Raw genomic sequence first — 20,417 nt, 5'->3', positions numbered from 1 at the left:
ACGCAAAATTTTTTAGCCGGGACCGCTTGTCTCTTGTAAGGTGCGTCACTACAATTAGTGCGTCACTTAGAACCCCTCACTAAATCTAGTGGTATTAGTTGCTTTACATTAAAAGTTGCTTTTGCATAATAAGAGCACTCTACAAACCTTCGCATGCTGTTCTCAGGGAGCTGAAATGCAATCTACTCAAGACATGACCACCAATCCAGCAGCGCCTCTCGCAGGCGCAGCAGGCGCGCCATCCGGCGGCCTGACGACGCCGGCCAGCGCGCTGGGCGACTACCGCATCATCCGCCGTAACGGCGCGGTCGTCGCGTTCGAACCGTCGAAGATCGCGGTCGCCATGACCAAGGCCTTCCTCGCTGTGAATGGTGGCCAGGGCGCCGCGTCCGCGCGCATCCGCGACTTGGTGGAACAGCTCACGAACAGCGTGGTCAACGCGCTGGTGCGCCGCCAGCCATCCGGCGGCACCTTCCACATCGAAGATGTGCAGGACCAGGTGGAACTGGCCCTGATGCGCTCCGGCGAACATGAAGTGGCGCGCGCTTATGTGCTGTACCGCGCCAAGCACATGGAAGAACGCCGCCTCAAAAAAGAGGCCGCGGGCGCTGGCGCCATCGCCGAGCCGCAGCTGCACGTCACCGAGAACGGCGCGCGCCGTCCGCTGAACATGCAGGAAGTGCGCGACCTGATCAACGCCGCCTGTTCCGGCCTGGAAAAACACGTCGATGCCGACGCCATCCTGGCCGAAACCGTGAAGAACCTGTACGACGGCGTGCCAGTCGAAGAGCTGCACAAGTCCGCCATCCTGGCTGCCCGCGCGCTGATGGAAAAGGACCCAGCCTACTCCCAGGTCACCGCCCGCATCCTGCTGCACACCATCCGCAAGGAAGTCTTCGGCAAGGAGACCCCGCAGGCCAAGGCCGCAGCCGAGTACATCGAGTACTTCCCCAAATATATCGCCAAGGGCATCGAGAACGAGCTGCTGAACCCCGAGCTGGCCAAGTTCGACCTGGCCAAGCTGTCCAAGGCCCTGGTGGCCGACCGCGACCTGCAGTTCGGCTACATCGGCCTGCAAACCCTGTACGACCGCTACTTCCTGCACGTGCGCGATATCCGTATCGAGATGCCGCAGGCCTTCTACATGCGCGTCGCCATGGGCCTGGCCCTGAACGAAGACAACCGCGAAGCGCGCGCCATCGAGTTCTACAACCTGCTGTCGACCTTCGACTTCATGTCGTCGACCCCGACCCTGTTCAACTCCGGCACGCTGCGCTCCCAGCTCTCCTCCTGCTACCTGACCACCGTGTCGGACGACCTGGAAGGCATCTACGACGCCATCAAGGAAAACGCCCTGCTGGCCAAGTTCGCGGGCGGCCTGGGTAACGACTGGACCCCGGTACGCGCCCTGGGCGCCCACATCAAGGGCACCAACGGCAAGTCGCAAGGCGTGGTTCCCTTCCTGAAAGTGGTGAACGACACCGCCGTGGCGGTGAACCAGGGCGGCAAGCGCAAGGGCGCCGTCTGCGCCTACCTGGAAACCTGGCACATGGACATCGAGGAATTCCTCGACCTGCGCAAGAACACCGGCGATGACCGCCGCCGCACCCACGACATGAACACCGCGAACTGGATTCCCGACCTGTTCATGAAGCGCGTGATGGAGAAGGGCGACTGGACCCTGTTCTCGCCATCGGACTGCCCGGACCTGCACGACAAGGTGGGCAAGGCCTTCGAGCAGGCCTACCTGGGCTATGAAGCCAAGGCGGCTGCGGGCGAGATCCGCGTGCACAAGAAGATTGCGGCCCTGGACCTGTGGCGCAAGATGCTGTCCATGCTCTTCGAAACCGGCCACCCATGGATCACCTTCAAGGATCCTTGCAACATCCGTTCGCCGCAGCAGCACGTGGGCGTGGTGCACAGCTCGAACCTGTGCACCGAGATCACCCTGAACACCAACGACAGCGAAATCGCCGTCTGCAACCTGGGTTCCGTCAACCTGCCAGCCCACATGAAAGAGGGCAAGCTGGATCACGTGAAGCTGCAGAAGACCATCCGCACCGCCATGCGCATGCTGGATAACGTGATCGACATCAACTACTACGCCGTGGACAAGGCCCGCAACGCCAATATGCGCCACCGTCCGGTGGGCCTGGGCGTGATGGGCTTCCAGGACTGCCTGCACATGATGCGCGTGCCTTACGCCTCCCAGGAAGCGGTGAGCTTCGCCGACACCTCCATGGAAGCGGTGTGCTACTACGCCTACCTGGCCTCGACCGAGCTGGCCGAAGAGCGCGGCCAGTACGAGTCCTACAAGGGTTCCCTGTGGGATCGCGGCATCCTGCCGCAGGACTCCGTCAAGCTGCTGGCCGAAGAGCGCGGCGGCTACCTGGAGCAGGACCTGTCCTCCGCCATGGACTGGACTCCGGTGCGCGAGCGCATCAAGCAGTTCGGCATGCGCAACTCGAACTGCGTGGCGATCGCCCCGACCGCGACCATTTCGAACATCATCGGCGTGTCGGCCTGCATCGAGCCCACCTTCCAGAACCTGTACGTGAAGTCCAACCTGTCGGGCGAGTTCACCGAGATCAACGCCTACCTGGTGCGCGACCTGAAGGCGCGCGGCCTGTGGGACGAGGTCATGATCGCCGACCTGAAATACTATGACGGCTCCCTGTCGAAGATCGACCGCGCTCCCCAGGACCTGCGCGACATCTACGCCACGGCCTTCGAAGTGTCGCCGACCTGGCTGGTGGAAGCGGCCTCCCGCCGCCAGAAGTGGATCGACCAGGCCCAGTCGCTGAACATCTACATGGCCGGCGCCTCGGGCAAGAAGCTGGACGAGACCTACAAGCTGGCCTGGCTGCGCGGCCTGAAGACCACCTACTACCTGCGCACCATTGCCGCGACGCACATGGAGAAATCCACCACCAAGACCGGCGCCCTGAACGCCGTGCCGGTGGATGGCGGCCTCTCCGCCGCTGCCTCGGCAGCCTCCTCGACGGCCGTGCCGACCGCCGCCGCGCCCACCACGGTGCAGGAGATCCAGGAAGGCGCCGCCTGCTACCTGCGGCCGGGCGATCCCGGCTTCGAAGAGTGCGAAGCCTGCCAGTAAAATATGAACACACCGCCCTCCGGGGCGGTTTTTGACCCTATCGAGGAAAAAGAAGATGCTATCTTGGGACGATGAAACCGCGGCCGCGCCGCGCCAGCCACAGATGCCCGCCGCCGCCGAAGGCGAAAGCACCGCCGAGCAGGTTGCCCTGCGCGTGAATGCGGACGACAAGCGCGTCATCAACGGCCAGACCGACGTCAACCAGCTGGTGCCCTTCAAGTACAAGTGGGCCTGGGACAAATACCTGGCCGGCTGCGCCAACCACTGGATGCCGCAGGAAGTGAACATGCAGCGCGACATCGAGCTGTGGAAGAACCCGAACGGCCTGTCCGAGGACGAGCGCCGCCTGGTGAAGCGCAACCTGGGCTTCTTCGTGACGGCCGACTCCCTGGCCGCCAACAACATCGTGCTGGGCACCTACCGCCACATCACGGCGCCGGAATGCCGCCAGTACCTGCTGCGCCAGGCCTTCGAAGAGGCCATCCATACCCACGCCTACCAGTACATCGTGGAGTCGCTCGGCCTGGATGAGCAGGAGATCTTCAACGCCTACAACGAGGTGAAGTCGATCCGCGACAAGGACCAGTTCCTGATCCCCTTCATCAACACCCTGACCGACCCGTCCTTCACCACCGGCACCGTGGAGAACGACCAGAAGCTGCTGAAGTCCCTGATCGTGTTCGCCTGCCTGATGGAAGGCCTGTTCTTCTACGTGGGCTTCACCCAGATCCTGGCGCTGGGCCGCCAGAACAAGATGATGGGCGCCGCCGAGCAGTACCAGTACATCCTGCGCGACGAGTCCATGCATTGCAACTTCGGCATCGACCTGATCAACACCATCAAGCTGGAAAACCCCCAGCTGTGGACGGCCGCCTTCAAGGAAGAGATCAAGCAGCTCTTCCTGCAGGCCGTGGAGCTGGAGTACCGCTACGCGGAAGACACCATGCCGCGCGGCGTGCTGGGCCTGAACGCCACCATGTTCAAGGGCTACCTGCGCTTCATCGCCAACCGCCGCGCCGTGCAGATCGGCCTGGACCAGCTGTTCGACCAGGACGAGAACCCCTTCCCATGGATGAGCGAGATGATCGACCTGAAGAAGGAACGCAACTTCTTCGAGACCCGCGTCACCGAGTACCAGACGGGCGGCGCCCTGAACTGGGACTAAGCCTCTCCCGCTGCAAGGAAAGCCCGGCCGGTGCCGGGCTTTTTTATTGCGCCCGCCTGCCCGGCCCTTGCTTGCCCGCGTCCAGTACCCATGCAATACTGGCTGCCATGGACGCCCTGGAAGCCAGAGTCAGCTCCTTGCTGAGCGAGATCCGCCGTGCGGCTGCCGGGGACTTCACCGGCCTGGGCCTCGTGTTCTACCGCCCGCCGCTGCGCCTGCCCAGCCACCCCCTGGGCGATCCGGCCATGTTCCGGCCGCACCTGCCGCTGGCCGGCGATTTGCGCATCGCCCAGGTGCTGGCCGGCATCTCGCGCACGGGCAGCCCCTGGCACGACGGCTTCCACCTGATCGATTGCAGTGCTTTCGCCCTGACGCAGGTCTGCCAGTTCCTGTCGCCCCCGCTGGCCCTGCTGGACCCCCCTGAGCCAGATCAATACCCGGTTGGTGCGCGCTGGCGTGCGGCGGCCGCCATCTCCAGAATGCCAGAAGTGGCGTTATCCGCCCTCATTGGACGACAGGGTAACGCGGCTATCTTCAGGCAGGGCCTGCAGGTTCTTCAGCATGAGCGACCAGGCGCAAAATCTGACGGTGACGGCGAAGGAGTTTGAAGCACTCAAGAAGGCCTTTGCGCTCATCGTTCTTCTCTGCCTGGCCCTCCAGCTCCTGAACCGCTGGGACACCCTGGACAGCCTGGGCTACCGCGACCTGCTGCGCATGGCATCGTCCGCCGTCTTCGCCGCCACCATCCTCTCGCTCGCCTTTTACAAGTGGTGCTGGCGCTGGGGACCGATTCCCGGCTGGATCGGGCGGCCCGCCATCCGCGGCATCTGGATCGGTCCTTGACTTCGCACTATGGCCGCGCCGAGGGCGAGCCGCCTCTCAGCCTGCCCATCGCCTTCATCGTCCGCCAGACCTATCTCACGCTGACCATCCAGAGTTTCACCGCATCGCAGACGGGCGAATCGCGGCTGGAGGCGCTCATGCATAGCGACCGCACCGGTGCGACGCGCCTGCTCTATATCTATGAGCTCAAGAACAAGTATCCCGGCAAGCGGGAGCTGGTCAATGGAGCGGGCGACCTGCTGCTGGCCATGCGCGACTCGATCCTCGAGGGGGATTATTGGACCGACAGTCCCAGCCACGGCACGATCTGGCTGCATCGCGTCAGCAAGAAATGTGGAGGCGCAGAGCGCTTCGAGGACATCGCCGAGCGCTGGCCGGACGAACCGCAGTGGAGGCGTCAGGGCAGGTGAGGGCGTTGCGATGCGTGACGCCAGGCCGAGGGGGCGGCGGGTATAGTTCCGTCATGAGCGCCCCCTTCTATATAGTGATGAACGCCGGTTCCGGCAACGCCGACACGGCCCTGCGCGAAGCGACGGCGGGCGAGGTGCTGTCCGCGGCCGGGCGCGAGTTCCATCTGCGGCTGGTCGAGGAGCCCTCGCAGCTGCCCGACATCGCCGCCTGGGCGGTGCGCGAGGCGGGAGCCAACGGCGGCATCGTGATCGCCGCGGGAGGCGACGGCACCATCAATGCGGTCGCGCATCATGCCGTGGGCAGCGGCTGTCCCTTCGGCGTGCTGCCGCAAGGCACGTTCAACTACTTCGGCCGGACCCACGGCATTCCGGAAGACCTGGCCGACGCCGTGCGCGGCCTGCTCGACGCGCGCGCCGAAGCGGTGCAGGTCGGCATGGTCAACGAGCGCATCTTCCTCGTCAATGCCAGTATCGGCCTCTATCCCACCATCCTCGAAGAGCGCGAGGCGGACAAGAAGCAGTTCGGCCGCAGCCGCATCGTGGCCATGCTGTCCGCCCTCAAGACGGTGCTCGGCGCCGTGCGGCTGCTGCGCATCACGGTGGAGCTGGATGGCGTGAAGCGCCATCTGCGGACGCCGACGCTGTTCGTCGGGAACAACCGCTTGCAGCTGGAGCAGGTGGGCATGCCGCCCTTGTCCGCTGCGGTGGACGAGGGAGAGCTGGCGGCCATCGCTCCGAAGGCTGTGGGCCGAATGGGAATGCTCGGCCTTCTGCTGCGCGGCGCGTTCGGACAGCTCGGCGATGCCGCCGACGTGGAGGCCTTCAGCTTCAGGCGCATGACGGTGAAGCGCCGCGCGCTGCCTGGCCGTCATCGCATCAAGGTCGCCACCGATGGCGAGGTCCACATGATGACGATGCCGCTCGAATTCAAAGCTGTCGAGGGAAAACTGCTGCTGCTTCGTCCTTTGCCGGTCCCAATGCTCGATTTCTGATGCGCGGATGCGCCGCGCTGTCTCTTTATCACGACGGACCTCGACGCGAGGCGTCGCGGCATCCTCGCGGTCTCCCACTCGAATTCATCGCTTTGCATACGTCCTTTAGGTAAAGGCGTTATGCGAAGCATGACAAATCGTTGAACGATGGATTGGCCTCGCCGAAGCGCTTCATCGGAGGTTTTGCGGCCTCGCTTATGTGCGTTAGCTCGCTGATCACTTAAAAAAAAGCGCAAGAAAATCGCGCGCACCCGTTGCGTTCATGTAAGGTTTTCGTGTACTTTACGAACTTGAAAACGCGTGAATTTGCAAGCGCTCTTTTTTGAGTGTGTTGTAACCGCAAAAGCCCGAACAAAAAATAGGACCCAAGCTCGCACAAATATGCTTAAGACCACACCGTATTCCGGCTGAACCGCCTCGCCTGACCTGCTTCAGGCCGGGCGGTTTTTTCTTTGAGCCGATGTAACGTGATGTGGCACAGGCCCTCGTCGAACGGAGCTGAACACACGCCCTCGACCACCCGCCACCTACATATATATATTCCGAGCCGCGGCTGCCAGCATCGACGCTGGAGCGGCGGCCCAGATGGCTGAAGCGCTGCAAAAGTGAGGAGTTGCAGCAGTTCAGCCGGTACCGAATTCATTAGCGCAAACATCGCTTTGCTTGTGCCGATGAATAATTCGCCCGGCGTCTTCGCGAAGGCCCGGACGGGTTTCAATCTATGTAAATCATCCGGATGAAGGAGAAGAAAATGGCAACTGCAGCAAAGAAAGCAGCACCGAAGAAGCCAGCCGCCAAGGCTGCCACCAAAGCCGCCGCCAAGCCGGCAGCAAAGAAGGCCGCTGCCAAGCCAGCAGCCAAGAAAGCCGCCGCCAAGCCAGCAGCTAAACCAGCTGTGAAGAAGGCAGCAGCGAAGCCAGTGGCAAAGAAAGCCGCCGCCAAGCCAGTAGCGAAGAAGGCAGCCGCCAAGCCAGCAGCGAAGAAGACCGTCGCCAAGGCAGCAGCCAAGCCAGCAGCAAAGAAAGTCGCAGCGAAAAAGCCAGTAGCGAAGAAAGCAGCAGCCAAGCCAGCAGCGAAGAAGACCGTCGCCAAGAAAGCCGCCGCCAAGCCAGCAGCAAAGAAAGTCGCTGCTAAAAAGCCGGTAGCCAAGAAGGCCGCCGCCAAGCCGGCAGCGAAGAAGACCGTCGCTAAAGCCGCTGCCAAGCCAGCCGCCAAGAAGGCTGCTGCCAAGAAGCCTGCTGCGAAGAAGGCCGCTGCCAAGCCTGCAGCCAAGAAGCCTGCTGCGAAGAAGGCCGCTGCCAAGCCTGCCGCTGCCGCCAAGAAGCCTGCTGCTGCCAAGAAGCCTGCCGCTGCCAAGAAGGCTGCTCCGAAGAAGGCTGCTGCCAAGCCTGCCGCCAAGCCAGCTGCTCCTGCCGCTGCTGCCAAGCCGGCCGCGAAGCCAGCTGCCAAGAAGGCCGCTCCGAAGAAGGCCGCCGCCAAGCCTGCAGCCAAGCCAGCTGCAGCACCGGCGCCTGCCGCTGCTTCGGCTCCAGCAGCCGCTGCTCCAGCCGCGAAAACCGTGCTGGCTCCAGCCGCCGCCTGGCCTTTCCCAACCAGCACCCGTCCTTCCTAAGCTACGCTTAGCCTGATGGGCTGAAAAGCCGCTGTGTGAGACAATCGCACAGCGGCTTTTTTTATGGAGAATGCTCGTGTTTGATATTGTGAGGCTGATCGTCGATACCGTTGCCGGCCTGCTGGGCGGCGTCCTGCTGCTGCGATTCTGGATGCAGGCGATCCGCGTGCGTCCGCCCGCGAGCGTGGCGCAGTTCACTTTCCAGCTGACGGATTGGCTGGTGCGCCCCCTGCGCCGCATCGTGCCGGGCGTGGGCGGCTATGACTGGGCCAGCCTGATTGGCGCTTTCCTGATCGTGATCCTGGCCACCGCCATCCTGCTGATCGCAGGCGCCTCGCCCGAGCTGGTGGCGCTGCTGGCGCTGCGCCGCTTCCTGCAATGGATTATTTACGGTTTCATGTTCCTGCTGGTGATCGAGGCGGTGTTCAGCTGGATCAACCCGCATGCGCCGATGGCGCCTTTCGTGCGTGCGCTCAATGAGCCGCTGCTGCGGCCCATCCGCCGCGTGGTGCCGCTGGTGGGCAATCTGGATCTGTCGCTGCTGGTGGCGCTGATCCTGCTGCAGATCGCCAACCTGGTGCTCGACAAGCTGTTCCTCTTCTAGTCTGCCACCGATTGAACGCAGGGGACAGACCCTGTTCGGCGTCTGTCCCCTCTGTCTTCTTAATATCGGTAGCCGAACGCCGCTTCGAAGCGGTCGCCGATCTGTTCCTTCGTCAGCACGTGGTTCTGGGCGCCCTTGTGGGCGATCTTGATCGCGCCCAGCAGGCTGGCCAGGCGGCCGGTGGTCTCCCATCCCAGATCATGCGTCAGGCCGTACAGCAGGCCGGCGCGATAGGCGTCGCCGCAGCCGGTGGGGTCCAGCACCGCTTCGGCCTTCACGGCCGGAATATCGATGCGGGTGCCCTTGGTGTAGATCTCCGAACCCTTCTCGCCGCGCGTCACGATCAGCGCTTCCAGGCGGCCCGCGATATCGGCCAGCGACAGGCCGGTACGGTCCATCAGCAGTTCGATCTCGTAGTCGTTGGTGGTCACATAGGCGGCCTTGTTGATGAAGCCGATCAGCTCATCCGGCGTGAACATGGGCATCTGCTGGCCCGGGTCGAAGATGAAGGGGATATTCAGCTTGTGCAGGTCCTCGGCGTGCTTCAGCATGCCGAAGTGGCCGTCCGGCGAGATGATGGCCAGGCGCGCCGGGGCGGCCTTGGCCACTTCGTTTTCGTGGGCGTAGGACATGGCGCCGGGGTGGAAGGCGTTGATCTGGTTGTTGTCCGAGTCCGCCGTCACGAAGCACTGGGCGTTGTAGGCGTCCTTCTTGATCAGGATGTTCTCGGTGGAGATGCCCAGCTTCTGCAGGCGCTCCAGGTAGGCCGCGCAATCCTGGCCCATCACGCCCACGATGCGCGGGTCGCCGCCCAGCAGCTTCAGGTTGTAGGCAATGTTGCCCGAGCAGCCGCCGAACTCCGTGCGCATGGTTGGCACCAGGAAGGAAACGTTCACCTTGTGCAGCTGGTCGGCCAGCAGGGTGTCGCCGAAGCGGCCCTCGTACTGCATGATGATGTCGATGGCGAGCGAGCCGCAGATGATGGAGGTCTTGTTCATGGTGATTTCTTAGGGGTAGAAGATGGCGATGTGGTAGCCGGAGGCTTTCACCTGGCTGAGTTCAAAATAGAGCTTCACGGGCTGCTCGCTGCGCGGGGCGAAGCCCTTGTCCAATTCGGCCTGCGAGGGCAGGTAGTCGCGCGGGGCGAAGACCCGGCGCAGCACGGGCTTGTCGGCGCTGTCGTTCAGCACCAGTTCAATGGAAGGCCAGGCCTGCGGATTGCGGGCCTGGTTGCGCAGCACGGTGACGTAGCTGTAGGTATTGTCGGCCAGGGTCTGCAGCTCGCCCTGTTCGATGGCCAGCATGTCGATCTGCATCGGCAGCTCGACCTTGCAGCCCAGCGGCTGGCAGAGGGAGTTCAGCGTGGGCTTGAGCTGGGGGAAGCTGGCGGCCAGCGGGTTGCGGAAAGTGGCCACGCCCTGGGCCAGCAGGCCGGCCAGCAGGATGGGCGTGCCGAAGGCCATCACCACCTTGCCGACGCGCTGCAGGCGCTGGCGGCGGTTGGCGCGCTTGACGAAGCCCGGTTCGTCGCCATCCGCTTCGGCCTCCGGCTCTGGCGCCATGGCAACGGCGCCTGCGGCCAGGGAGGCGCTTTCCAGCGCAGGCAGCTCGGCGGCGGCCGATTGGTCGGCGCTGCGTTTGGCTTCCGCGTCGTCGTCGGCCGTGCCTTCCGGCGGCGCGGGCGGGGCGGCGCCGGCGTCTTCCGCTTCGCTGGCGATCGGCTCTTCGGCGGGCTCGGAGTCGGGCGCAGCTTCCCGGGCAGGCAGGTCGTCGAAGTGGTGGGCGTCGTCCAGCGCGGCGGCCACGATATGTTCCTGCGGCGTGTCGGCCTCGCCCCCGGCAGCGCTGGGCGCGGGAAGCGGATCGGCAAAGGCGTCCGGGTCGACGATGAAGTCCAGGGTCTCGGCTGCGGGCGGCTCTTCCGGCTCGCCGTCTTCGGCGTGCGCCTCTTCCGCATCGGGCTCGCTCAAGGGCTGGACACCTGCTTCGGCGACCTCGCCTTCCTCCGTGGTCTCGGCGGGAGCTTCTTCGGTATCGATATCCGCCGCCAGCGCTTCCATAAGCTCAGGCTCGGGCTCGGGAGGAAGCGCCGGGCTTTCTTCTGCCAGCTCCGGTTCGTCCAGGAAGGCCGCAGGCGCCAGGGCGGCGGCGGTTTCCTCGACGGTTTCGGGGTGAGGGCTTGCCACAGGCACGGCGGGCATGACGGGGGAGGGCTTGGCAAGCGGCTCCACAAGGGCCGCATTGCCGTCGAAGACTTCATTGCAGGCGCCGCAGCGCACTATGCCCCCACGCAATTTCAACTGGTCGTGGGCGACCCGGAAGATCGTATTACAGTGGGGGCATTTGGTGGCGAGCGCCATCGCAGCGGGCGGGCCTTAGCGCGCGGGAGGTACGGTATCGCTGCCCAGACGGCCGTGCAGCGCGACCCACCCGTCATGTTCGGCCCACACGCCCATCTTGATGAAGGGCGCATAGGCCGCCGCCACTTCCTCCGCCTGGCGCGCGAGCACGCCGGACAGGATCAGGGAGCCGCCGTCGGCCACTCGGCCGGACAGCATCGGCGCCATCAGTTTCAGCGGCGAGGACAGGATGTTCGCCACCACGATGTCGAAGCGCTGCTCCGCGAAGGCGGATTGCGCAAAATCTTCCGGCACGAAGTATTCGATGTCGGCCACCGCATTGCGTTCGGCATTGTCGCGCGCCGATTCGATGGCCTGCGGGTCGATATCGACACCGGCCACCGGCGCGGCGCCCAGCTTGCGCGCCACCATGGCCAGGATGCCGGAGCCGCAGCCGTAGTCCAGCACTGACTTGCCCGGCGCGGGATGCGCTTCCAGCCACTCCATGCACAGGCGGGTGGTGGGATGCGAACCGGTGCCGAAGGCCAGGCCGGGATCGAGCTCCAGCACGAGGGCGGAAGCGTCCGGCGCTTCGTGCCAGCTCGGCACCACCCAGATGTTCTTGCCGATATGGATAGGCTCGAACTGGGACTGCGTCAGGCGCACCCAGTCCTCGTCCGCCACCTTGCGGGTGGTGAACTTGGGAACTTCCGGCAGATGGATTGCCTCGGCGGCGGCAGCCACGATGGCTGCCTGGTCGGCATCGACGTCGGTCAGGGCCACCACGCGGCTGTGTTCCCACGCGGCTTCCTTGGGCTCCATGCCCGGCTCGCCGAACAGCGGTTTTTCCGCGTCGGTGCCTTCGTCCGCATCCTCCACGGACACGGACAGGGCGCCCGCCTCCATCAGCGCGTCGGACAGGGCCTCCGCGTGATCGAGGGCGACTTCGATGACGATTTCAGTCCAGCTCATGAACCGGCCTTTGGCATTTCGGACAGGCGCTGCTCCAGGTAATGGATGTTGGTGCCGCCTTCGATGAAGCGGCCGTCCACCATCAGTTCGCGGTGCAGCGGAATATTGGTGAGGATACCCTCAACCACCATTTCCGAGAGCGCGATCTGCATGCGGCGGATCGCCTGTTCGCGCGTGGCGCCATAGGAGATCACCTTGCCGATCATGGAATCGTAGTTCGGCGGCACGAAGTAGCCCGCGTAAGCGTGCGAATCGACACGGATGCCGGGGCCGCCCGGTGCGTGCCACGCCGTGATGCGGCCCGGCGACGGGGTAAACTTGAACGGGTCTTCCGCATTGATGCGGCACTCGATGGCGTGGCCGGAGAGCATGACGTCGCGCTGGCGGAAGCGCAGCTTCTCGCCGCAGGCGATGCGGATCTGCTCCTGCACGATGTCGATACCGGTGATCATTTCCGTGACCGGGTGCTCCACCTGCACGCGGGTGTTCATCTCGATGAAGTAGAACTCGCCGTTCTCGTACAGGAACTCGAAGGTGCCCGCGCCGCGGTAGCCGATCTTGCGGCAGGCTTCGGCGCAGCGGTCGCCGATCTTTTCGATCAGCTTGCGCGGAATGCCCGGCGCCGGCGCTTCCTCGATCACTTTCTGGTGGCGGCGCTGCATGGAGCAGTCGCGCTCGCCCAGCCAGACGGCGTTCTTGTGCTCGTCGGCCAGGATCTGGATCTCCACGTGGCGCGGATTCTCCAGGTACTTCTCCATATAGACTTCGGGATTGCCGAAAGCGGCGCCCGCCTCGGTCTTGGTCATGGTCACGGCGTTCAGCAGGGCCGCCTCGGTATGCACCACGCGCATGCCGCGTCCACCGCCACCGCCGGCGGCCTTGATGATGACGGGGTAGCCCACCTTGCGCGCAATTTGCACGATCGCCTTCGGATCGTCCGGCAACGCGCCATCCGAACCGGGCACGCAGGGCACGCCTGCCTTGATCATGGCCTGCTTGGCGGAGACCTTGTCGCCCATCATGCGGATCGCTTCAGGACGGGGGCCGATGAAGACGAAGCCGGATTTCTCCACGCGTTCGGCGAAGTCCGCGTTCTCGGACAGGAAGCCGTAGCCGGGGTGGATCGCTTCGGCGTCCGTCACTTCCGCCGCGCTGATAATGGCGGGCATGTTCAGGTAGCTCTGCGCCGAAGCGGCAGGGCCGATGCAGACCGATTCGTCGGCCAGCTTCACATACTTCGCGTCCTTGTCCGCTTCGGAGTGGACCACCACGGTCTTGATGCCCAATTCGCGGCAGGCGCGCTGGATACGCAGCGCGATTTCTCCACGGTTGGCAATGAGGATTTTTTCAAACATGGCTTTTCTATGTTTGTGGGCGCCCGGCAGGGTGGCCGGGCGCTCTTTGTAGATGAGGGATAGGCGCTGGAAGACGGCGGGCGGCGAAGCGCCCGGCCTGTCTTAGCCGATCACAAACAGGGGTTGACCGAATTCGACCGGCTGGCCGTTCTCGACCAGGATCTGGGTAATGACGCCGCCTTTGTCGGCATCGATTTCGTTCAGCAGCTTCATCGCTTCGATGATGCAGAGGGTGTCGCCTTCCTTCACGGTGGCGCCCACTTCCACGAAGGGAGCGCTGCCCGGAGCGGAGGAGCGGTAGAAGGTGCCGACCATCGGCGACTTCACGACATGGCCGGAAGGTTCGGCAGCGGCGGCCGCCACGGCGGGAGCGGCTGCGGCCACGGGGGCTGCGGCCGGTGCGGCAGCCGGAGCGAAATGGGCCGGAGCGCCTTGCGGCTGCATCATCACGACCTGGTTTTGCGGCATGGCGGAGGATTTGACGATACGGACTTTGCTTTCACCTTCGGTCACTTCCAGTTCGGCGATATCCGACTCGGCAACCAGGTCAATCAAGGTCTTGAGCTTGCGTAGATCCATCTGAGACTCCGTTTATAGCTTGTTTTGAGAATTATGTGCGCCGCGGCCAAGGTGCATGTAGCGGTAAAAATGCGCGCAAGATCGCGTAGATTAACTGCTTTTTAAGGCAAAGTCGATGGCAAAACGATATCCGTCGATGCCCAGGCCGCAGATCGTTCCCTGCGCGAGGGCGCTGAGATAAGAGTGGTGGCGAAATGCTTCGCGCTTGTAAATATTAGAGATATGTACTTCAACAAAGGGAATGGCCACGCCCGCCAACGCGTCGCGCAGGGCCACGCTGGTATGGGTATAGCCGCCCGGATTGATGACGATGAAATCCACTCCCTCGCCGCGCGCGGCGTGGATCCGGTCGATCAATGCCCCTTCGTGGTTGCTCTGGAAGCAGGCCAGGCTTGCGCCCGCCGCGGCGGCCTGCGCCTGGGCAGCCTGCTCCACGTCCGCCAGGGTGTGCGCGCCGTAGACTTCAGGCTCGCGCGTGCCCAGCAGATTGAGGTTCGGGCCGTTCAGCAGCAGCAGGTTTTTTGCCATGTTCCTGACCAATTTCCGCGAAAGTTCCGCATTTTGCCGCTAAGCCCAAGCATTGGCAAGAAAAAAGAACTTGCCAAAAATGCTACATGCTTGCTAGGTCAGAACGCAATTGATCGAATTTCAGGCGGCCGAGATAGGTCTTCTTCACCTGTCCGTCAGCGCCGATCAGCACCGTGAAGGGCAGGCCGCCCTGGGTATTGCCGAAGGTGCGGGACAGTTCCGAGCCGCCGATGCCGCCTACATAAAGAGGGTAGGCAATCTTGAAGCGCTGGCCGAATTCGGCGATGTTGGCCTGGGAATCGATACCGATGCCGATGACTTGCAGCTTCTTGTTCTCGCCCGCGAGCTGAGACAGTTCCGGCATCTCCTCCACGCAGGGCGCGCACCAGGGCGCCCAGAAATTCACCAGCAGCGGTTTGCCCTGGTGCTGGGCCAGGGCCTGCTCCACGCCCTTGTCGTTCAGCATGCGCTGGCTGAACAGGGTCTTGGCGGGGCCGGTGACGCCGGGCGCCACGGTGGCGGTGATGGGCGGGGGGGCTTCGGCCTTGTGGCGGGTGCCGTACCAGGCGCCGATGGCGCCGAAGATCACGGCGACGAGGCCGTAGAGGGCGAGCTTGTTCTTCTTCATTGTTCGTGGGAGCTGGTGGTTAATAGGGCGCGGACCTCGGCCAAGCTGGCGCGCAGGGGACGGTCGCCCTGGCGCTGCTTCTTCGCGCCGCGCAGATCGTCCTGTTCGTACAATTCCACATGAACGCCTTCCTTCTGCCAGATAAAGCTCACGGTTTCGACGGGATCATAGCGCGGTCCCTTGAAATGGTCCGATTCCGAGATCTCTATATTGAGGTTCCGGTTCAACAGGAAGATTTCGACGTCCTTGGCGCTGTCGGCGAAGACCTGGAGCCGGATATCGTCATGCTCGCCCGCGCTGCCGTTGAGCACAGAACCGGTGAGGTAGGGCTGGTACTGCTCCAGCATCTCCATCACCTGCAGGGCCACGGTGCGCAGGCGGAAGAGGAGGGCGGGCTGGGTGTCGGCATTGAAGAGGGCGTGGTAGAGGCGCACTTCCTCCTCCACCTGGGCGTCGTCCGGCAGCAGGTCGCGCTTGGCGTTGGCCTGGGACTCGCCGAGGATCTGGCGCGCCGCCTTGCGCTTGGCCGTGCCATAGTCGGCGCCGTCCTGGGCCACCATGCGGGCCGCAGCGGCCGCGATCTCGGCGCGCAGCTGCTGTACTTCGTCGAAGGGGTTCTGCATCATGGACGTGATCATACTCTGAACCGGGATTTTCCAGCGCCTCAGGTAAAATCCCGTTCTTGACCATTTGCGATACTGATCATGCACATTCACATCCTCGGCATTTGCGGCACCTTCATGGGCGGCCTGGCCGTGCTGGCGAAGGAAGCCGGGCACCGCGTGACGGGCTGCGACGCCAACGTCTACCCGCCGATGAGCACCCAGCTCGAAGCCCAGGGGATAGACCTGATCCAGGGCTTCGGCCCGGAGCAGACGGCGCTGAATCCGGACCTCTACGTGATCGGGAATGTGATCTCGCGCGGCAATCCGCTGATCGAAGAGATCATGAACCGCAACCTGCCCTTCATCTCCGGCCCGCAATGGATCGGCGAGCATATCCTGCGCGACAAATGGGTGCTGGCCGTGGCCGGCACGCACGGCAAGACCACCACCTCGGCCATGCTGGCCTGGATTTTGGAGGACAACGGCTATGCGCCGGGCTTCCTCATCGGCGGCGTGCCCATGAACTTCGGCATCTCTGCCCGGCTGTCGGGCAAGGGCGCCGACTCCGAATTCTTCGTGATCGAGGCGGACGAATACGACACCGCCTTCTTCGACAAGCGCTCCAAGTTCGTTCACTACCACGCCAAGACGGCCATCCTGAACAACCTGGAATACGACCATGCCGACATCTTCCCCGATATCGGCGCCATCGAAACCCAGTTCCACCACCTCGTGCGCACGGTGCCTGGCATCGGCCGGGTGATCGTGAACGGCGACGAGGAATCGCTGCAGCGCGTGCTGAAACGCGGCTGCTGGAGCGAGAAAGAGATGTTCGGCAGCAGTCCCGACGCCCACTGGACCATGCTGGAACACCCGGACGGCTCCTTCGACGTCATCTTCAACGGCAAGCACGAAGCCACCGTCCACTGGAAGCTCACGGGCAAGCACAATCGCTACAACGCCCTGGCCGCCATCGGCGCCGCGCGCAATGTGGGCGTGCCCATCGCGCAGGCAGCGAAATCGCTGGAGAGCTTCGAAAGCGTGAAGCGCCGCATGGAAGTGCGGGGCGTGGTCAACGACATTACTGTTTACGACGACTTCGCCCACCACCCCACGGCCATCGCCACCACGGTGGGCGGCCTGCGCCAGAAGCTGGGCCAGATGGGCCGCATCCTGGCCGTGCTGGAGCCGCGCTCCAACACCATGAAGCTGGGCGCCATGAAGGACGCTCTGCCCGGAAGCCTGAAGGACGCCGACCTGGTCTTCGGCTACGGCAGCGAAAAGGCCCTGGGCTGGAGCCTGGGCCGCGCCCTGGCGCCGATGGGGGAACTGGCCACGGCCTACGAAGATATCGATGTGATGGTGGAAGCGATCAAGGCGGCGGCCCGTCCGGGCGACCACGTGGTCATCATGAGCAACGGCGGCTTTGGCGGCGTGCATGGCAAGCTGCTCGAGGCCCTGAAGCGATGATCCTGTACCTGCACGGCTTCCGTTCCTCTCCGCTCTCCATGAAATCGCGCCTGACCGGCGAGCGCATGGCGCAGTTGGGACGGTCGGCCGAATTCCTCGCCCCCCAGCTGCCCGCCTCGCCGCGCCAGGCGATGGAGGAGGCCATGGCCATGGTGGCCGGAGTTCCGCCGGAGGAGCTGAGCATCGTGGGCTCGTCGCTCGGCGGCTACTACGCCACGTGGATGGCCGAGCGCCTCGGCTGCAAGGCCGTGCTGCTGAACCCCGCCATCGTGCCCATGCTCGACCTGAGCAAGCACGTGGGCGTGACCACCGAATACCACTCGGGCAAACCCTTCGAATTCAAGCAGGAATACATCGGCGAGCTGCGCGCCTTCGAAGTGGCGCAGATCAGCAAGCCCGAACGCTACTTCCTGATTGCCGCCACGGGCGACGAAGTGCTGGACTACCGCGACATGGTGAAGCACTACGCGGGCGCGCGCCAGCGCGTGATTCGGGGCAGCGACCACGCCATCAGCGAGTACGCCAGCTATGTGGACGAAGTGCTGGCCTTCTGCGGGGTGGCATGAGAGAGCAGTCCCTGCGCCAGGCGAACTGGCATGGCCATGTGCTGGCCGTCAATGCGCCGCAGCCGCTGCGGCACTGGCTGACGAGTGGCGGATCGCTCACGGCCAAGCTCAAGGCGCACAGCGGCGCGTTCCGCGTGCAGCGCCTGCACCAGAAGACGGCCATCTGCCTGCGCGACGAAGCTGCGGCCATCGGCCTGCACCGGCCCGGCCGGGTGTGGGAGCGGGAAGTGCTGCTGCGGTGTGATAATACGCCCGTGGTGTTTGCGCACACGGTCGTGCCCATGTCGGCGGACGCCTCGGACTGGCCCCTGTTCAGCGCGTTGGGCGAGCGCTCGCTGGGCAGCACCCTGTTCGGCGACCCCATGGTGCGCCGGGGCGAACTTGAATATGCGCGGCTGCGCGCGAGCCATCCGCTCATCCAGCGCGCCCGGGCTGCGCTGGAGAGCAACGGCTTTGCGCGGCCCGATGAACAACTGCTGTATGCGCGGCGCTGCCTGTACCGGCGCCGCGAGGGCGCGCTGCTGGTGACGGAGGTTTTCCTGCCGCCGGTGCTGGCGCTGCGTCCCCACAAGATTACGAACACGAGATAAATAATGAACGTCTTTTTTGAAGAATCCGGCGATTTCAAGGTCGGAACCGTGCTGTCGCAGGCTGGCGAGGCCTATCAGGTGGAGATGGCCAGCGGCAAGCGCACCAAGGTCAAAGCCAAAGACGTGCTGCTGCAGTACGAAAAGCCCGACCCCGCCACGCTGATGGAGCAGGCCAAGGCCATTGCGGCCGAGATCGACCTGGACTTCCTGTGGGAAGTGGCGGGCGAAGAGGAATTCGGCTTCGCCGAACTGGGCGCGGAATACTTCGGCCACGCGCCGCTGCCGCACGAGGCGGCGGGCCTGATCCTGAGCCTGCATTCCTCGCCCATCTACTTCTACAAGAAGGGCCGCGGCCGCTACAAGGCGGCGCCGGAACAGTCGCTGAAGGCGGCGCTGGCGGGCATCGAGAAGAAGAAGCAGCAGGCCATCGTCCAGCAGCAGTATGTGGACGAGCTCAAGGAAAACCGGCTCCCGGCGGCCATGCAGAACATCGTCCAGCAGCTGCTCTTCAAGCCGGACAAGAACACCATCGAATGGAAGGCCCTGGAAGCGGCCTGCGACGAGCTGCACAGCTCGCCTGCCCGCCTGATGCTGGCGGTGGGCGGCATCGGCTCGGCCAAGGACCTGCACATGGCCAAATTCCTCTTCGAGAACTTCCCGCGCGGCCACGGGTTCCCGGATGTGCCGGTGCCCGGCGTGCCGGACGGCCTGCCGCTGGCGGCCGTGGAAGCCTTCTCCATCGACGACGTGACCACCACCGAAATCGACGACGCCTTCTCCGTAGTGCACCTGGAGGATGGCAAGGTGCGGGTGGGTATTCACATCGCCGCGCCCGGCCTCGGCATCAAGCCGGACGACGCGATCGACAAGCTGGCGCGCAGCCGCATGTCCACCGTCTATATGCCGGGCGACAAGATCACCATGCTGCCGGACGCCATCGTGGACGCCTTCACGCTGGCCGAAGGCAAGACCTGCCCCGCGCTCTCGCTCTACGCGACGCTGGACCCGTCCAGCTGGGAAGTGCTCTCGACGGAAACGCGCGCCGAGCTGGTGCCCATTGCCAACAACCTGCGGCACAACGAGCTGGACGACGTGGTCAACGAGGCTACTCTGGCCAGCGGCGAAGGCGAGTACCCGCGCAAGGCCGAGCTGACGCTGCTGTGGGGCTGGGCCCAGCACCTGGAAGCGGGCCGCATGGTCAAGCGCGAGGCCTTCGGCCTCAAGCCCGAGCAGAACAACCGCGTGGACTTCAACTTCTACGTTGAAGACGACGTGGTGACGATTACCCGCCGCAAGCGCGGCGCGCCGCTGGACAAGATCGTGGCCGAGCTCATGATCTTCGCCAACAGCACCTGGGGCAAGCTCATGCACGACCATGGCGTGCCCGGCATCTACCGCAGCCAGGGGCAGGGCGTGGGCGGCTGGAACGCCAAGATGCAGGTGCGCATGGTCACGCACGCCGCGCCCCACCAGGGCCTCGGTGTCGACCAGTACGCCTGGAGCACCTCGCCGCTGCGCCGCTACACCGACCTCGTCAACCAATGGCAGATCCTCGCCTGCGCCCAGAACGGCGTGACGGCGCCGCTGGTGGCCCCCTTCAAGCAGAAGGACGCCAACCTCTTCGCGATTGTCTCCGCCTTTGACGCCGCCTACGCCGCCTATGCCGATTTCCAGTCCAACATGGAGCGCTACTGGTGCCTGCGCTGGCTGGGCCAGGAAGAGGCCAGGCAGGTGGAGGCCGTGGTGCTGAAGGACGAAGTGCTGCGTCTGACGGAGATTCCCCTGATCATCCGCCTGGCGGGCATGCCGCCGGTGGCACGCGGCGCGCACGTCAAGCTCGACGTCATCCGCTGGGACGAAGTCGACCTCTCGATCGAAGCCCGCCTGCTGGAAGTGGAAGACCAGGCCCCTGAAACCGACCTCGACTTCGACGACGAAGAAGCCCCGGCCGACCCGGCCGCGCCCACCGACGCCGCCGCCGAAGTCGCCGAGCTCGCGAGCGAAGCCGTCGTCACCGAACCCGGCCAATCGTAGCCAAACCCTA

Annotated in this window: 20 protein-coding genes; 12 read left to right on the top strand and 8 right to left on the bottom strand. The window is 64.3% G+C overall.

The window, feature by feature from the left end; all coding sequences use genetic code 11:
* The first annotated feature begins 175 nt into the window (after window positions 1–175).
* The 8 genes from LSQ66_RS17990 (at window position 176) to LSQ66_RS17955 (ending at window position 8,741) form a co-directional block, all read left to right on the top strand.
* Entirely contained in the window at window positions 176–3,115 is a 2,940-nt protein-coding gene (locus tag LSQ66_RS17990; RefSeq protein WP_231766560.1) for a ribonucleoside-diphosphate reductase subunit alpha, read from the top strand.
* Window positions 3,116–3,170: 55 nt separating this feature from the next.
* On the top strand, window positions 3,171–4,280 hold the full coding sequence (locus LSQ66_RS17985) for a ribonucleotide-diphosphate reductase subunit beta (RefSeq protein WP_231766559.1): 1,110 nt from the start codon (window positions 3,171–3,173) through the stop codon (window positions 4,278–4,280).
* A gap of 107 nt (window positions 4,281–4,387) precedes the next feature.
* Window positions 4,388–4,888 carry a hypothetical protein gene (locus LSQ66_RS17980; protein ID WP_231766558.1) on the top strand — a complete coding sequence of 167 codons (501 nt, stop codon included), beginning with the start codon at window positions 4,388–4,390 and terminating at the stop codon, window positions 4,886–4,888.
* Window positions 4,842–5,123 (top strand): hypothetical protein, encoded by a 282-nt coding sequence (locus LSQ66_RS17975; RefSeq protein WP_231766557.1) that lies wholly within the window; start codon window positions 4,842–4,844, stop codon window positions 5,121–5,123. Before LSQ66_RS17980 ends, LSQ66_RS17975 begins: the two co-directional genes overlap by 47 nt.
* The gene (locus LSQ66_RS17970; RefSeq protein ID WP_231766556.1) at window positions 5,120–5,533 is read left to right on the top strand and encodes a hypothetical protein; all 414 of its coding nucleotides are present in this window, start codon (window positions 5,120–5,122) and stop codon (window positions 5,531–5,533) included. The genes LSQ66_RS17975 and LSQ66_RS17970 overlap by 4 nt, the downstream gene beginning before the upstream one ends.
* A gap of 53 nt (window positions 5,534–5,586) precedes the next feature.
* A complete protein-coding gene (locus LSQ66_RS17965; RefSeq protein WP_231766555.1) occupies window positions 5,587–6,525 on the top strand; it encodes a diacylglycerol/lipid kinase family protein in 939 nt (312 codons plus the stop codon).
* 751 nt (window positions 6,526–7,276) lie between these two features.
* Window positions 7,277–8,137, top strand: a complete 861-nt coding sequence (locus LSQ66_RS17960) for a histone H1-like repetitive region-containing protein (protein WP_231766554.1) — start codon at window positions 7,277–7,279, stop codon at window positions 8,135–8,137.
* A 70-nt stretch (window positions 8,138–8,207) separates the two neighbouring features.
* A complete protein-coding gene (locus tag LSQ66_RS17955; RefSeq protein WP_231766553.1) occupies window positions 8,208–8,741 on the top strand; it encodes a YggT family protein in 534 nt (177 codons plus the stop codon).
* Between the two features lie 59 nt (window positions 8,742–8,800).
* Here LSQ66_RS17955 and LSQ66_RS17950 read toward each other — a convergent pair whose 3' ends face one another.
* The 8 genes from LSQ66_RS17950 to LSQ66_RS17915 all read right to left on the bottom strand — a co-directional run bounded on the left by LSQ66_RS17950 (window position 8,801) and on the right by LSQ66_RS17915 (window position 15,768).
* Window positions 8,801–9,739 carry a carbohydrate kinase family protein gene (locus LSQ66_RS17950; RefSeq protein WP_231766552.1) on the bottom strand — a complete coding sequence of 313 codons (939 nt, stop codon included), beginning with the start codon at window positions 9,737–9,739 and terminating at the stop codon, window positions 8,801–8,803.
* Between the two features lie 9 nt (window positions 9,740–9,748).
* Window positions 9,749–11,101, bottom strand: coding sequence for a DUF3426 domain-containing protein (locus LSQ66_RS17945; protein ID WP_269449100.1), 1,353 nt, complete (start codon window positions 11,099–11,101; stop codon window positions 9,749–9,751).
* A gap of 15 nt (window positions 11,102–11,116) precedes the next feature.
* Window positions 11,117–12,052 (bottom strand): 50S ribosomal protein L11 methyltransferase, encoded by a 936-nt coding sequence (prmA, locus tag LSQ66_RS17940; protein ID WP_231766550.1) that lies wholly within the window; start codon window positions 12,050–12,052, stop codon window positions 11,117–11,119.
* Window positions 12,049–13,407, bottom strand: a complete 1,359-nt coding sequence (accC, locus tag LSQ66_RS17935) for an acetyl-CoA carboxylase biotin carboxylase subunit (protein ID WP_231766549.1) — start codon at window positions 13,405–13,407, stop codon at window positions 12,049–12,051. The genes prmA and accC overlap by 4 nt, the downstream gene beginning before the upstream one ends.
* Before the next feature lie 102 nt (window positions 13,408–13,509).
* Complete coding sequence (gene accB, locus LSQ66_RS17930) at window positions 13,510–13,986, bottom strand: acetyl-CoA carboxylase biotin carboxyl carrier protein (protein ID WP_231766548.1); 477 nt, start codon at window positions 13,984–13,986, stop codon at window positions 13,510–13,512.
* A 90-nt stretch (window positions 13,987–14,076) separates the two neighbouring features.
* Complete coding sequence (aroQ, locus tag LSQ66_RS17925) at window positions 14,077–14,514, bottom strand: type II 3-dehydroquinate dehydratase (protein ID WP_231766547.1); 438 nt, start codon at window positions 14,512–14,514, stop codon at window positions 14,077–14,079.
* A gap of 82 nt (window positions 14,515–14,596) precedes the next feature.
* Complete coding sequence (locus LSQ66_RS17920; protein ID WP_231766546.1) at window positions 14,597–15,142, bottom strand: TlpA family protein disulfide reductase; 546 nt, start codon at window positions 15,140–15,142, stop codon at window positions 14,597–14,599.
* Complete coding sequence (locus LSQ66_RS17915; RefSeq protein WP_231766545.1) at window positions 15,139–15,768, bottom strand: hypothetical protein; 630 nt, start codon at window positions 15,766–15,768, stop codon at window positions 15,139–15,141. The genes LSQ66_RS17920 and LSQ66_RS17915 overlap by 4 nt, the downstream gene beginning before the upstream one ends.
* A gap of 78 nt (window positions 15,769–15,846) precedes the next feature.
* Between LSQ66_RS17915 and mpl the strand changes: the two genes are divergently transcribed.
* From mpl to LSQ66_RS17895, 4 genes are read left to right on the top strand one after another with little or no spacing between them, the layout of a single operon-like run.
* Window positions 15,847–17,217, top strand: a complete 1,371-nt coding sequence (gene mpl / locus LSQ66_RS17910) for a UDP-N-acetylmuramate:L-alanyl-gamma-D-glutamyl-meso-diaminopimelate ligase (protein WP_269449099.1) — start codon at window positions 15,847–15,849, stop codon at window positions 17,215–17,217.
* Window positions 17,214–17,783, top strand: a complete 570-nt coding sequence (locus LSQ66_RS17905) for a YqiA/YcfP family alpha/beta fold hydrolase (protein ID WP_231766544.1) — start codon at window positions 17,214–17,216, stop codon at window positions 17,781–17,783. The genes mpl and LSQ66_RS17905 overlap by 4 nt, the downstream gene beginning before the upstream one ends.
* Complete coding sequence (locus tag LSQ66_RS17900) at window positions 17,780–18,373, top strand: chorismate--pyruvate lyase family protein (protein ID WP_231766543.1); 594 nt, start codon at window positions 17,780–17,782, stop codon at window positions 18,371–18,373. Before LSQ66_RS17905 ends, LSQ66_RS17900 begins: the two co-directional genes overlap by 4 nt.
* A gap of 3 nt (window positions 18,374–18,376) precedes the next feature.
* Window positions 18,377–20,407 carry an RNB domain-containing ribonuclease gene (locus LSQ66_RS17895; protein WP_231766542.1) on the top strand — a complete coding sequence of 677 codons (2,031 nt, stop codon included), beginning with the start codon at window positions 18,377–18,379 and terminating at the stop codon, window positions 20,405–20,407.
* The last annotated feature ends 10 nt before the right edge of the window (window positions 20,408–20,417 follow it).

This window comes from Massilia endophytica, from assembly GCF_021165955.1.
Classification (GTDB): Bacteria; Pseudomonadota; Gammaproteobacteria; order Burkholderiales; family Burkholderiaceae_D; genus Rugamonas; species Rugamonas endophytica.
The sequence above is the reverse complement of the archived record's forward strand: the minus strand, read 5'-3'. Positions and strand labels throughout refer to the sequence as shown.